This window comes from Gammaproteobacteria bacterium, assembly GCA_029880545.1.
In the GTDB taxonomy this organism is placed as follows: domain Bacteria; phylum Pseudomonadota; class Gammaproteobacteria; order Acidiferrobacterales; family SZUA-150; genus JAOUOD01.
On record JAOUOD010000010.1, the window covers coordinates 76,326 to 89,932 of the forward strand.

The window sequence follows — 13,607 nt, forward strand, 5'->3', positions numbered from 1 at the left end:
AAACAACCCTACCTGAATGGCACACCAACCGAGAACTGGGTCTTTTCCAGTTGATCACCGGGCTCTTCGTTAAATGGCCAGGCATAACTGAAGCTCAACGGTCCGATTGGCGAAAACCAGTGGAATGCAATTCCGTACGTATGGCGCATCTGCTCAACATCAATTTCGCTGCCATATGGATAAACCATACCGCTATCCACAAACAAGCTCAAGCGCATTGCACTGTCGTCGACATCTGACCCGGGCACTGGCATGAACAGCTCCAGGTTGCCGAGCAGACGCTTGTTGCCACCTATCGGCTGCCCCCGATTGCTGTCCACCGGCCCTAGCGAACGAGACTCGTATCCGCGCAATGTCGAGCTGCCGCCCACATAATAATTCTTGTAAAACGGCATACTGATTGAATCACCAAAGCCGCGCCCGTAACCCACATCCAGCTTGGAACGGAATGTGAAGTAATGTGTCAGCGGGATGTAATACGATGCATCCGTAGTGGTACGGTAGTACTCCACGTCACTGCCAGGCGTCGTTCCCTCTATGGACAACCGGATTCTGCCGCCTGAACTCGGGAACAAGGCCTTGTTTAGAGAATCAAGAGACCAGCCCATGGTAACTTTCAGTGCATTGGTGTCCTCGCCATACCTGTCAACAAAGTCAATAGCCACCCTGGAACCGGTAACCGGATCCACCGTAATCTTGTTGGACTCATATGCCACGCCGGCATTTAATGACTGAAGCTCCGTTGTCGGGAATGTGAAAAACACTCCAAGACCATTTGTAGAAAGGATATACGGTGCGGTATCAGCCGCTTCCGCATCAATCTCTCTTGCGTAGAGAGTAAATCCGCGCTCAATTCCATTGTCTGTGTAATACGGGTTAACGTATTTGAGATTTACATGCTTGCTGGACTTGCTGTTGTCAAAACTGGCTGACAACTCCTTGCCGCTGCCCAGGAGGTTCTTCTCACTGATACTGCCGTTTACCAATGCGCCATCAACATCTGAATAACCGATACCGAGCAACAGGTTTCCTGTCGGACGCTCCTTGACCATAACATTGATATCGACCTGGTCATCAGTCCCGGGGACCTGCGGGGTTTCAATATTTACTGCGTCAAAGAAGCCAAGTCGCTGCAGACGGACACGGGATCTGTTAACCAGTGCCGGGGAGAACCAGCCGCCTTCAAGTTGCCTCATTTCCCTGCGCAACACATCGTCACGTGTGACGGCATTGCCAAAGAAGTTGATCCGCCTTACGTAGGTTCTCTTTCCCGGGTCAATATAAAAGGTCAGGTTGACCTTCTTGGTTTTCTCGTCTACATCCGGAATCGCATTCACGTTGGCAAAGGCATACCCTTCCTTGCCCAGAATGCCTGTTATCGCCTGGGTGGTCTTGGTAATACTGTCCCTGGAAAATACACTACCGGAATCAACGGCAACCGCTTCGGCGATTTCCTTGTCTGCGCCAATCAGGTTCCCGGAAAGTTTGTAATCTCCAAAAAAGTACTTGTCTCCCTCAGACATGCTGATTGTAATATAGATATTTTCCTTGTCCGGGCTGATGGATACCTGGGTAGATTCAATATTGAAGTTCATATAGCCGTTATTCCGGTACATGTTCATCAGTATCTCCGTATCACCAATCAATCGCTCCCTGGAATACTGGTCCGATGAAGACATGAACGAGAACATACCGGTCGACGACAGCATGAATTCATCCAGTATGTCATCGTCGCTGTACTCCTTGTTGCCAATCAGGTTTATCTGCCTGATTGTTGCTACGAGACCTTCCTTGACCGTTATGTTAACGGCAACACGGTTTCTTTCGAGATCTTCAATTATTGTGTCGATCTCAACCGAATACCTGCCCTGGGAGAAATACTGTCTTTTAAGCTCGTTTTGAATACGATCCAGCAGCGTCCTGCTGAAAATCCTGCCTTCGGCAAGGCCTGCATCTTTCAGACCCTTGCGCAAGTCACTTTCGCTGATTTCCTTGGCGCCCTCCAGCTTGATACTGGCAATTGATGGTCGCTCCTTGACGCGGACTATAAGAACTGTGCCCTTCCTGTGTAACGATACGTCGGTGAAAAACCCGGTCTTGTATACAGCACGGATTGCATCCTGGGATTTTGACATGGCGAAACTGTCACCGACTTTCACCGGGAAGTAATTGAATACTGTGCCGGCCGATATTCGATTCAGCCCTTCTACGCGTATATCCGATACAACAAACCCTTGTTCCGCCGCATGGGTCAGTTGACCCGCACCCAAAACCACAAGGCAAACAAAGACAAACAGTTTTCTTATACTCATACCTATTCTTATCCGAACAAACGCGTAAGGTCGTTATAAAACGCCAGAATCATCAATCCCGCGAGGAGAAACATCCCGAGCTGTTGACCAATCACCATTGACTCTTCACTCAGAGGTGATCCCTTTATTGCCTCTATCAGGTAATAAAGAAGATGACCTCCATCAAGAACCGGGATTGGCAGCAAATTCAGAACACCAAGACTTATACTGACTATCGCCAAAAACAATACAAACCGGTCCAGCCCGACTTCCGCAGACTTTCCTGCATACTGGGCAATGGTAATGGGGCCGCTGATGTTTTCTGTTGATACCTCAAGACTTAACATCTTGTACAGCATCTGCAGTGTCAGCACACTCATATTCCACGTATGCTCGGAAGCAGATAGCAGGCTTTGTCCAACGGATTGCTCGAGGCGAACCAGTTTGTTTTTCGGGAACTCCGGCAACTGAACAGAAACATTGATCCTGCCGGTAACCCGTTCAGCCGTAGCCACGGTTTCAGGAATTACCCTGAGCTTCTGTTTGACGCCATTACGATCAATTATCATTGAAAGCTCATTGCCGGGATTGCTCCCTACTACGGCCACAAGATCCATCCATGTTTTCATTTCCTGGTTATTTACCGAGACAACACGATCTCCCTGCCTCAGGCCCGCGGCTTTTCCGGCTCCTTCCAGAACATTGCCGACAACCGGTTCGACAAGCTGCTGAAAAGGAAACAAGCCCAGGGCATCCTCAAATACACGGCCACGCAACACCCCCACATCAACAGCAGACAGGTCAATTGTAGTCGCATGTTCCGCACCATCCGTCTTGCGGACACGAAGGTGAATAACCTCGCCAGACAACGCACGCTTCATCAAGTAGATTCGATGTTCACCCCAGCCATTAACCGGGCGACCATCCAGATCCATCAGCACATCACCGGCCCTGACCCCGGCGCTGTACGCGATTGAGCCTGGTTCTACGCGCCCCACTTCCGGCACCAGGTCATCGACTCCGTGGTTGAATACAAACGCATAGGCGAGGATCGCAAAAATAAAATTGAATAGCGGTCCCGCTATTACAATGGCAACCCGGCTTGCCAGGGGCTTACGGTTAAATGCACGATGTCTTTCCTGTTCTGGCACATCATCGTCATCCTCGCCAAGCATTTTGACATAGCCTCCGAGTGGTATTGCAGCCAGCACCAGCTCTGTGCTGTCCGCACCAAAACGACGGCTCCACAATGGCTTGCCAAACCCTACTGAAAATCTGAGCACCTTTACGCCCAGTTTTTTTGCCACCCAGAAATGTCCAAACTCATGAACGACAACAAGAATGCCTATCGCCACTACAAAGGAAAGGATGGTATATATCGCGCTCATCACTGTTCCTTGCACACAGCATTATTAAAGCGATCATCTATACAGCGACTTGCCATTTTCCTCGCCAGGCCATCATGCAACAAAACGGCACCCAGAGAGTCGGCAGGAATAGCATCGATTCCGGTCATGACATACTCGATAACATCGAAGATCGCGGTAAAGGGAATCCTGTCCTCAAGAAACGCCGCAACAGCTACTTCGTTTGCGGCATTCATGATCGCCGGCTTGGTGCCGCCTTCCCGCGCCGCCCTGTAGGCAAATCGAAGACTCGGAAACCTGTCCAGGTCGGGGCGCTCGAAATCAAGACGCGCAACCGTGAACAAATCGAGCTGATTCACGCCGGAATCTATCCGTTCCGGCCACGCCAGCGCATGGGCAATCGGCGTTCGCATATCCGGGTTACCCATTTGTGCCAGTACAGAACCATCGTTGTATTCAACCATGGAGTGGATAACGCTTTGCGGATGAATCACAATGTCGACGTCATCGGCGCCAACATTAAAGAGCCAACATGCCTCAATCAATTCCAGCCCCTTGTTCATCAGGGTAGCCGAATCAACCGATATTTTCTGCCCCATAGACCAATTGGGATGTGCACACGCCTGTTCGGGAGTGACATCGGCCAGTTCTTCTCGCGCGCGCGCGCGAAACGGTCCGCCTGAACCGGTAAGCAGGATTCTGCGGATTCCACGCGGTTTCTGCCCGGCCGCATAACCATCCGGCATGCACTGAAAAATCGCGTTATGCTCACTGTCTATTGGCAGCAATTCCGCTCCCGACTTTGCCGCCTCATCGAGAAAGATGTGGCCGCACATAACCAGCGGCTCCTTGTTGGCAAGCAGTACGCGCTTGCCAGCCGTGACCGCCGCCAGGGTTGGCACCAGTCCTGCCGCGCCAACTATGGCCGCCATTACAACCTGGCTGTTAGTGTCTGCAGCGACCTCCGCCAATGCCTGCTCACCATGCAGCACGGCGATATCCAGCCCGGCTTCTTTCGCCCGCTCACGAAACCGCCCGGCCGCGGTATCACTGACCAGGACCGCGACACGCGGCCGAAACTGTATACACTGTTCCAGCAGTCGATCCACCTGTGAATACGCGGTGAGCGCATCAACCCGATACTTGTCAGGGTGGCGAGCAATGACATCCAGCGTATTAACGCCAATCGAACCAGTAGATCCGAGAACGGTGACCGATATCATCTGTGGCTCCGTCTCATAACCCGAACAAGTCCCTGAACAGCAACAGCATGACCACAAATGTCGGTGCTACCGCATGATAGGCGTCGGTTCGATCCATAAAACCGCCATGACCCGGCAACAGGCTGCCGCTGTCCTTGAATCCTGACAAACGCTTGATCCGGCTTTCATAAAGATCCCCGGCAACACCGAATGCAGCCGCAATGAGACTGATCAAGACGAAAACAACTACCGCCTTGCCGGAAAACTCCCAGCCATATGCGGACGAAAGAATGGCAAGAATCGCGCAGACAAGCATACCGCCAAATAGTCCCTCAATGGTTTTTCCCGGGCTAACCCTGGGCGCAAGCTTGCGTCTGCCGAAAGTGCGCCCGGCAAAATATGCGCCGGTGTCTGACAAGCCGACGAGGGCAATGAGATACAGAAATGCGGCTGGCATCTGCGGAGCCAGTGAGTGCAGATAAATACCGGCAGACCAGCCAGGAACAATTATGATCAGCCCGGCAACAAGCTTCATCAGGTTACCGGCAAAGAATCCCTTTTCGCGATCCTGGTACATCGCCAATTCAACAACAACCACGTAAACCCACCAGAGCGCTGCAACCTGCAGGATGGTCAGTGTTATGGCTGCGTCGCCTTCAACGATATCCCGGTAAACAACAATACCTGCGCACAAGGTAGTGAATGCATAACCGCCCCTTACCAGGCGATTACTGTATCCACTAAGCCGGGCCCACTCCCAGGCGCCGCCAACAGCGAATAGGCCAAATACGATCGCCGTACCAACCAATGGCAAATAGAACATTGATGCCACCAGGAACAGCGCCAGCGAAATGCCTGTAATCAGTCGCTGCTTAAGCATTGCTACTCTCTACCTGGTCGCCGGTCCGACCAAATCGCCGCTGTCGCTGTGAATATTCTGCGATGGCTTCATCCAGCTCATTGTCGCCAAATTCCGGCCACAGGCAGTTTGTAAAATACAGCTCCGCATAGGCCAGCTGCCACAGCAGGAAATTACTGATTCGTTGCTCGCCACTGGTACGGATAAACAGGTCAGGATCGGGAATGCCATAAAGACTGAGATACGGCTCCATCGTCTTTTCATTTACGGTGTCTGGATCAATACTGCCACTCTGAACCTGCTTGGCAATACGTCGGCAAGCCCGGGTGATGTCCCACCTGCCGCCATAGTTGGCAGCGACAATAACGGTCAATTTGTCATTGTTCCGCGTCAGGTCCTCGGCTTCCCTGATCCTGGAAACCAGTTTCTTGCCGAACGGCTCAATATCACCAATTACCCGAAACTGGATATTATTTTCATGCAGTCGGCCGATTTCCTTTTCCAGGGCGCCCAGGAAAAGCTCCATGAGCAGGTTGACTTCACGCTCCGGCCTCTGCCAGTTTTCGCTACTGAACGCGAACAAGGTTAGGTAACGCACGCCACGGTCTGCACAGGCGGCGATGACATTCTTTACTGACTGAACGCCCTTGCGATGACCGGCAACACGCGGCATACCCTGACGCGATGCCCATCGACCATTGCCATCCATTATGATGGCGATATGTCCGGGACACGTGTGGGCTTCAGATGCGCTGGCCTTGCTAATGACGATCTCCTCACCGCGTTCAAGTGTTACTTTCCTGAATCTCTTTTTCCCGTACCACAAATGGCATTGGAACTAGAGTTCCATCAGGTCTTTTTCTTTTTCTTCTATGTGTTTGTCGATCTTGCCAACAAAGCTGTCGGTCAGTTTCTGAATCCGGTCTTCGGCACGCTTTTCATCGTCTTCGGATATTTCCTTGTTCTTCAGAAGTTCCTTGACGTGGGTGTTGGCGTCACGCCGAATATTGCGTACCGCAACCTTGCCGTGTTCACCCTCACCCTTAACGACCTTGACCAGATCCTTGCGTCGCTCTTCCGTAAGCGGAGGCAGCGGAATGCGGATTGTATCGCCCGCAGTAGCTGGATTGAGGCCAAGATCAGATTCAAGAATTGCTTTTTCTATCGCCTGGATCATGTTTTTATCCCAGACCTTTACCACGAGCGTACGGGCATCGCCCACACTGACTCCGGCAGCCTGGCCAATGGGAGTCGGCGTACCATAAAAATCAACCATGACGTGATCAAGTAACGCAACATTGGCGCGTCCCGTGCGAATCTTGGTGAGTTCAGTTTTCATCGACTCGATGGTTTTGTTCATGCGCTTTTCGGCATCGGCAATAACTGCTTCGATCGTAGCCATTAGTTTTCTCCCGCATACACCAAGGTGCCGACATTCTCACCCCTTGCCAGGCTGACCAGGGCATCGGCATCATTAATATTCAGAACTCTGATAGCCAGGCCGTTGTCCCGACACAAGGCAAAGGCTGATGCATCCATTACACCAAGACGCTTCTCCAGGGCCTCGTCGTAACTTACCCGATCATAACGAACAGCATCATCATGCTTCGCCGGATCCTTGTCATAGATACCATCTACCTTGGTGGCCTTGACCAGCACATCCGCGCCGATTTCAAGCGCACGCAGACTGGCAGCGGTATCAGTGGTAAAGAACGGACTTCCGGTTCCGGCAGCAAATATGACAATACGGCCGTTTTCAAGATGACTGAGCGCCCGGTTCCGCACAAACGGCTCAACTACACCGGCAATTTCCAGTCCTGACTGAACCCGAACATCAACAGAGGCTTGTTTCAGGGCGTCAGCCAGGCTCAGCGCATTCATCACTGTCGCCAGCATGCCCATATAATCGGCCGTCGGACGATCCATCCCTGATGCGGCAGTGGAAACACCCCGGAAGATATTGCCGCCACCGATAACTATGCCGAGCTGGATACCGGTTGCGCGGACCCGTTTCAGACCTTCGACAACGCCGGCCAGAACATCACGATTAACGCCAAAGGCGTCATCGCCCATCAAGGCTTCGCCGCTAAGCTTCAGCAATATGCGTCGTGGTGCGCTGGCCATGCGAATTCCTGCCGGATCCTCTAGTGTATTATTCAGCCGCCTTTTACCTGCGCCATAACTTCCGCAGCAAAGTCGCCCTGCTCTTTTTCGATGCCTTCACCGACCTCGTAACGGGTAAAGCTCAACACCTTGGCAGACGCCTTGGCCAGCAGCTTTTCTACGGTCAAATCCGGATCCTTAACGAACGGCTGACCCAGCAGGGTTATCTCGTTGACAAACTTGCTGATGCGACCTGTAACCATCTTCTCGATGATGTCATCCGGCTTGCCGCTTTCCTTTGCCTGGGCCGCAAATATTTCCTTCTCCTTGGCGATGACTTCAGCAGATACATCGTCAGCAGAGACAAATTCGGGGCGGCTGGCTGCAATGTGCATGGCGATGTCACGGGCGAGCGTTTCGTCACCGCCTTCAAGCTCAACCAGTACGCCTATCTTGTTGCCGTGGATATAGCTGCCGAATAAACCGCCTGTAGACCTGGAGATAAAACGGCGAACAGCCATGTTTTCGCCAAGTTTCTGGACGATGCTTTCACGCGCCTGTTCTACAGTTGTATCTGCGCCATCTTTCAGTGGCATGGCGCTGAGTGCGGCCACATCTGCCGGGTTGCTTGCGGCAATGCGATCGGAAATCGACTGGGCGAAAGCCTGGAACTCGTCACCCTTGGCCACAAAATCAGTTTCGGAGTTCACTTCAACCATGGCAGCAGTCTTGCCGTCACCGGTAATCGTAATACGAACAACACCATCGGCAGCGGTACGGCCGGCTTTTTTCTCTACCTTGGCGCCGGCTTTCATGCGCAGCAGTTCGATTGCCGCGTCCATGTCGCCGTCTGTTTCAACCAGCGCCTGTTTGCATTCCATCATGCCGAGCCCGGTACGCTCGCGAAGATCCTTTACTTGAGAAGCAGAAATCGCCATTTTCGATCCTCTTTTAAAATCTGTATTAAAAAACGAAGCCTGCCGGTGAACTGAATTCACCGGCAGCGTGTTGGCTGAACAAGCAAATTATTCAGCGTCTTCAGAAGCAGCGTCATCAGCCACTTTCTTGGTGGCTGCTTTTTTTGCTGTCTTCTTCTTGGAGGTCTTTTTGCTTGCCTTTGCCCTGGGCTCTTCGCCCTCGTTAACCTCGATGTACTCTTCTTCAGCAGGCAGCGGTGCCTGGATATTGGCGTTCTGGCGACCTTCCAAAATGGTGTCCGCTGCTGCCGCGGCATAGAGGCGAATGGCTCGAATGGCGTCATCATTCCCTGGAATGATGTAATCGACACCATTGGGCTTGCAATTGGTGTCAACAATACCCACGACCGGGATATTCAGCTTGTTGGCTTCAGAGACCGCGATATATTCATGCCCGACATCGACAATGAACAATGCATCAGGCAGGCCAGGCATGTCCTTGATGCCGGCCAGGCTACGTTGCAGCTTTTCAAGTTCACGCGTGAGATTCAGGACTTCCTTCTTGTTCAGACGCTCGGTGCTGCCGTCAGCCAGCATGGATTCCAGGCTTTTCAGGCGATCGATGGAATTTTTGACCGTCTTGAAGTTGGTGAGCATGCCACCCAGCCAGCGATGGTTAACATAAGGCATGCCGCAACGCTGAGCTTCTTCAGCAATAATCTGGGCCGCCTGGCGCTTGGTGCCGACAAACAGGACGTTACCGCCATTTTGGGCCAATTTGCCAAGAAAATTCATGGCGTCATTGAACAACGGAAGGGTCTTTTCAAGATTAATAATATGGGTTTTGCTGCGCGCCCCGAAAATATAGTTGCGCATCTTCGGGTGCCAAAAACGGGTCTGGTGGCCGAAATGCACGCCGGCCTCCAGCATTTGACGCATGCTGACTTTACTCATGTTTATCTCCTTCGGGTTAAGCCTCCATGGCCCCCATGCGTCAATTCGAAATGGCCTGAATCGGCCTCCCGAACACCCGGACGCATGTGACGGACCATGTGTGGGTTAGTGAAAAATCGAGCCGCCTTATATCATGAAATGCCGGGTTTAGCCAACGTATTCAGGTGTTTGGCCACAAAAAAAGATATCGAGAACCCGGATCATACCTGCTTTGACGCCAACAAGCTCACCCCACCAATGGACCGGGATTTCAGCCGCCGGTCATGCTGTTTCAAGCGTCGATAAATGCTAGAGTGCGGCCCAATAGCGGTCGCCGAGCCGTGAAAACAGGCTTTTCCAGGAAACTCTATGGCCATCACCATAAAAACAACTGAAGAAATCGAAAAAATGCGCGTAGCCGGCCGCCTGGCTGCGGACGTTCTGCGAATGATTCGGCCGCATGTCGAGCCGGGTATTACCACCGAAGAACTGGACCGGATTTGTCACGACTACATCGTCAATGACCTGGACGCCATTCCTGCCCCACTAAACTACCGGGGTTTCCCCAAGTCCATCTGCACGTCGGTGAACCACCAGGTCTGCCACGGGATACCCGGCCCGAAAAAGCTTAAAAAAGGCGACATCGTCAACATTGACATTACGGTAATCAAGGACGGCTATCACGGTGATACCAGCAAGATGTTTTTTATTGGCAAGCCCTCGGTCCAGGCGGAGCGAATCTGCCGCATTGCACACGAATGCATGGTGCTGGGTATCGAACAGGTTCGGCCGGGCGCGACACTGGGTGACGTTGGCCACGCCATTCAGACCTACGCCGAAGCCCAGCATTGCTCGGTAGTTCGGGAGTATTGTGGTCACGGCATTGGCAAACAATTCCATGAAGACCCCCAGGTTCTTCACTATGGCCAACCAAAAACCGGAACAATACTGGAACCCGGTATGACCTTTACGATCGAACCAATGATCAATACCGGTGCGCGCAACGTCAAGCTGTTGCCGGACAACTGGACTGTGGTGACCCGGGATCACAGCCTGTCAGCGCAATGGGAACATACGATTCTGGTTACTGAATCCGGGCACGATATTCTCACCCGCCTGGAAGGTGAGGATGTCTAGTCCCGCGCATAAAGATACCGGTATTGGCGACCCTCCGGCAGACCCTAAAATCGACGGATAACATGTCATGGCGTATCGTCTGAACACGATATTCGACAATCGCGCCTTCCAGGCGTCGCTGAAAAAAAGCGACAAGCCGTTGCAGACCTTTCGCACCGCCCTGACCCGCGGAAGACAGGAGCTCAAGCACTGGAACGACAACGACGTCACCGCGGTAAAACTGGTTTCCGCTCATGCCTGGTTTATTGACCAGTTACTGAACGAGGCCTGGTACCTGGTCCTGGGCAGTTCCCTGGGACAAATGGCGGCACTTGCTGCGGCTGGCGGCTATGGTCGCAGCGAGTTACATCCCAGCTCTGATATCGACCTCATCATCCTTCTGCCCGAAAATCATGGCGAAGAATTACACCGCTCCGTCGAACAGTTTCTGCGGTTTCTGTGGGACATGGGACTGGACATTGGCCACAGCACCCGAACACCGGACGAGTGTCACCAGGCTGCGCGTGATGACATCACCATCACTACAAACATCATGGAGTCCCGCCTCCTTTGCGGAAACAGCGCACTGTATGAAGCGATGCGGGAGCTGACATCACCAGCTCGCATATGGTCTTCATCAGATTTTTTCAGCGCAAAACTGGAAGAGCAGCATCGACGTCATGGTCATTTTGGCGATACCGCCAACAACCTGGAACCCAATATCAAGGACGGACCAGGCGGTCTGCGCGATCTGCAGATGCTGCTATGGGTAGTACAACGTCATTACGGCACGCGCAAGCTTGAAGACCTGGTGTCGCTTGAGCTGGTTACCGACAAGGAATTCAAACTGTTGCTGCGTAACCGCAACTTCCTCTGGCAAGTGCGTAACGGCCTGCACTATGCAGCCGGACGGAAAGAAGACCGGCTACTGTTCGATTATCAACGACTGCTGGCCGAGTCCCTGGGGTTTGAAGACAAGCCCGGCTCGCTGGCTGTTGAACAGTTCATGAAGCGCTACTACAGGACGGTCAAACAACTTTCCGTGCTCAATGAAATACTGCTCCAGTATTTCCAGGAAATTATCTTATATGAAGGCCAGCTCGAAAAGATTCCGATCAACAGTGACTTTGTCTCCATTAATGGGTACCTGTCAGCCAACGATGCACAGTTATTCCAGAAAGATCCTCGCAATATTTTCAGGCTGTTCCTGTTGCTGCAACAACACCCGGAGCTGAAGGGAATACGGGCACGAACCATCCGGCTGATCATGGACAGTGTCGAGCTTATTGATGCGCACGTTCGCAATGACTCTGAAACGCAGAGCCTGTTCATGGAGATAATCCGCCAGCCCCGGGGTATTACCCACGAATTCCGGAGAATGAACACCTACGGTGTATTGGCTGCCTACCTGCCCGCATTTGGTCGCGTTGCCGGTCAAATGCAATATGACCTGTTTCATGTCTATACCGTTGATGAACACACGCTGTTTGTGGTTCGCAACCTCAGGCGATTTACCGTGCCGGAATTCCAAAGTGAATTTCCGCTGGCCAGCTCGCTGATCGGTAAACTGGTAAAGCCGGAAAGGTTGTACCTTGCCGGCCTGTTTCACGATATCGCCAAGGGTCGCGGTGGCGACCACTCGGAACTCGGCGAATCAGAGGCAAGGCGGTTTTGTCGAAAGCACGGTATTAGCAAATATGATACCGAGTTCGTTTGCTGGCTGGTAAAACATCACCTGACAATGTCCTGGACCGCACAACGACGCGACATATCCGACCCGGATGTCATACTCGACTTTGCCAGGCAAATTGGTGACCAGGAACACCTGGACAATCTTTACCTGCTGACCGTAGCCGACATACGAGGCACCAGCCCCAAGGTATGGAACGACTGGAAGGGTCACCTGCTCGCAGAATTGTACCACGCGACAACCCGCGTCTTTATGGAAGGCGCTGATTCCGTATCCGATGTATCGACCAACATAAAGTATCGCAAACAGGCGGTGCTGGATATTCTGCAACCGGACAAGCCGCGAAAGCAGCTTATCGATTTGTACTGGTCACAGCTTATTGACTATTACTTCCTGAATTTTGATATCGACAGCCTGGCATGGCACGCAGAAACCATTATCAGCAGGTCGGCAGCGGAGTTCCCGCTGGTGGCAACACGTTACAATCCTGAGCTGGGTGGCAGTGAATTCCTGGTATTTACCCCGACAAAATCCGATTTGCTGATGCAGCTTACTGGCGCGTTTGATCGACTAAACCTGTCCATAGTTGATGCGCGTATGCACGGGACAGCTCACGGCTTCGCCCTCGACAGCTTTGTTGTCATGGATCACAACAACAAGGCAATCGAGAACCCGCGTGAACTGGATTATCTGGCAGGAGAGATCAGCAAGGCGCTGCTGGCCAGCGCCGAGAACCGCCGCGCCAACATTCGCATGCCAAGAAAGCTCAAACATTTTCCCATCAAGACGGATATAAATTTCAAGACCGAAGCCCGCGGTCGTGCCACCATCATGCACGTTACCGCGCAGGACCGACCCGGCCTGTTGCATCAGGTCGCCCAGGCCCTGCATCATTGTGATATCAAGCTGGCGGCCTCAAAAATCACAACGTTTGGCGAGCGCGCCGAGGACATCTTTTTCATTGTTGACCGCAACAATTCCCCGATTGAATCTGCCGAACAGCTGGATTGTCTGAAGCAGGAAGTCACTCGCAGACTGTCCAATGAAAACACTGCTGAACCGAAAGAAATGACATTTTAGAAGACTCAAAAAAGCCGGATGGCATGCTCGCCATCCGGCTGATTGTCAA

Annotated in this window: 11 protein-coding genes; 2 read left to right on the forward strand and 9 right to left on the reverse strand. The window is 52.4% G+C overall.

What is annotated here, in order from left to right; genetic code table 11:
• Window positions 1–8: 8 nt before the first annotated feature.
• The 9 genes from bamA to rpsB all read right to left on the reverse strand — a co-directional run bounded on the left by bamA (window position 9) and on the right by rpsB (window position 9,693).
• The gene (bamA, locus tag OEZ10_11870) at window positions 9–2,312 is read right to left on the reverse strand and encodes an outer membrane protein assembly factor BamA (protein MDH5633677.1); all 2,304 of its coding nucleotides are present in this window, start codon (window positions 2,310–2,312) and stop codon (window positions 9–11) included.
• Between the two features lie 8 nt (window positions 2,313–2,320).
• Entirely contained in the window at window positions 2,321–3,679 is a 1,359-nt protein-coding gene (rseP, locus tag OEZ10_11875) for an RIP metalloprotease RseP (GenBank protein ID MDH5633678.1), read from the reverse strand.
• Window positions 3,679–4,881 (reverse strand): 1-deoxy-D-xylulose-5-phosphate reductoisomerase, encoded by a 1,203-nt coding sequence (gene ispC, locus OEZ10_11880; protein ID MDH5633679.1) that lies wholly within the window; start codon window positions 4,879–4,881, stop codon window positions 3,679–3,681. Before ispC ends, rseP begins: the two co-directional genes overlap by 1 nt.
• A 13-nt stretch (window positions 4,882–4,894) precedes the next feature.
• Window positions 4,895–5,740, reverse strand: coding sequence for a phosphatidate cytidylyltransferase (locus tag OEZ10_11885; protein ID MDH5633680.1), 846 nt, complete (start codon window positions 5,738–5,740; stop codon window positions 4,895–4,897).
• Window positions 5,733–6,485, reverse strand: a complete 753-nt coding sequence (locus OEZ10_11890) for an isoprenyl transferase (GenBank protein ID MDH5633681.1) — start codon at window positions 6,483–6,485, stop codon at window positions 5,733–5,735. Before OEZ10_11890 ends, OEZ10_11885 begins: the two co-directional genes overlap by 8 nt.
• A 72-nt stretch (window positions 6,486–6,557) precedes the next feature.
• Complete coding sequence (gene frr, locus OEZ10_11895; protein MDH5633682.1) at window positions 6,558–7,121, reverse strand: ribosome recycling factor; 564 nt, start codon at window positions 7,119–7,121, stop codon at window positions 6,558–6,560.
• Entirely contained in the window at window positions 7,121–7,843 is a 723-nt protein-coding gene (gene pyrH, locus OEZ10_11900) for a UMP kinase (protein ID MDH5633683.1), read from the reverse strand. The genes frr and pyrH overlap by 1 nt, the downstream gene beginning before the upstream one ends.
• A gap of 32 nt (window positions 7,844–7,875) precedes the next feature.
• On the reverse strand, window positions 7,876–8,760 hold the full coding sequence (gene tsf, locus OEZ10_11905) for a translation elongation factor Ts (protein MDH5633684.1): 885 nt from the start codon (window positions 8,758–8,760) through the stop codon (window positions 7,876–7,878).
• A gap of 87 nt (window positions 8,761–8,847) precedes the next feature.
• Complete coding sequence (gene rpsB, locus OEZ10_11910; GenBank protein MDH5633685.1) at window positions 8,848–9,693, reverse strand: 30S ribosomal protein S2; 846 nt, start codon at window positions 9,691–9,693, stop codon at window positions 8,848–8,850.
• A gap of 348 nt (window positions 9,694–10,041) precedes the next feature.
• On the opposite strand from rpsB, the gene map reads away from it, so the two are divergent.
• Both map and glnD read left to right on the forward strand, forming a co-directional pair.
• The gene (map, locus tag OEZ10_11915; protein MDH5633686.1) at window positions 10,042–10,809 is read left to right on the forward strand and encodes a type I methionyl aminopeptidase; all 768 of its coding nucleotides are present in this window, start codon (window positions 10,042–10,044) and stop codon (window positions 10,807–10,809) included.
• Between the two features lie 67 nt (window positions 10,810–10,876).
• Window positions 10,877–13,558 (forward strand): [protein-PII] uridylyltransferase, encoded by a 2,682-nt coding sequence (glnD, locus tag OEZ10_11920; protein ID MDH5633687.1) that lies wholly within the window; start codon window positions 10,877–10,879, stop codon window positions 13,556–13,558.
• Window positions 13,559–13,607: the final 49 nt, after the last annotated feature.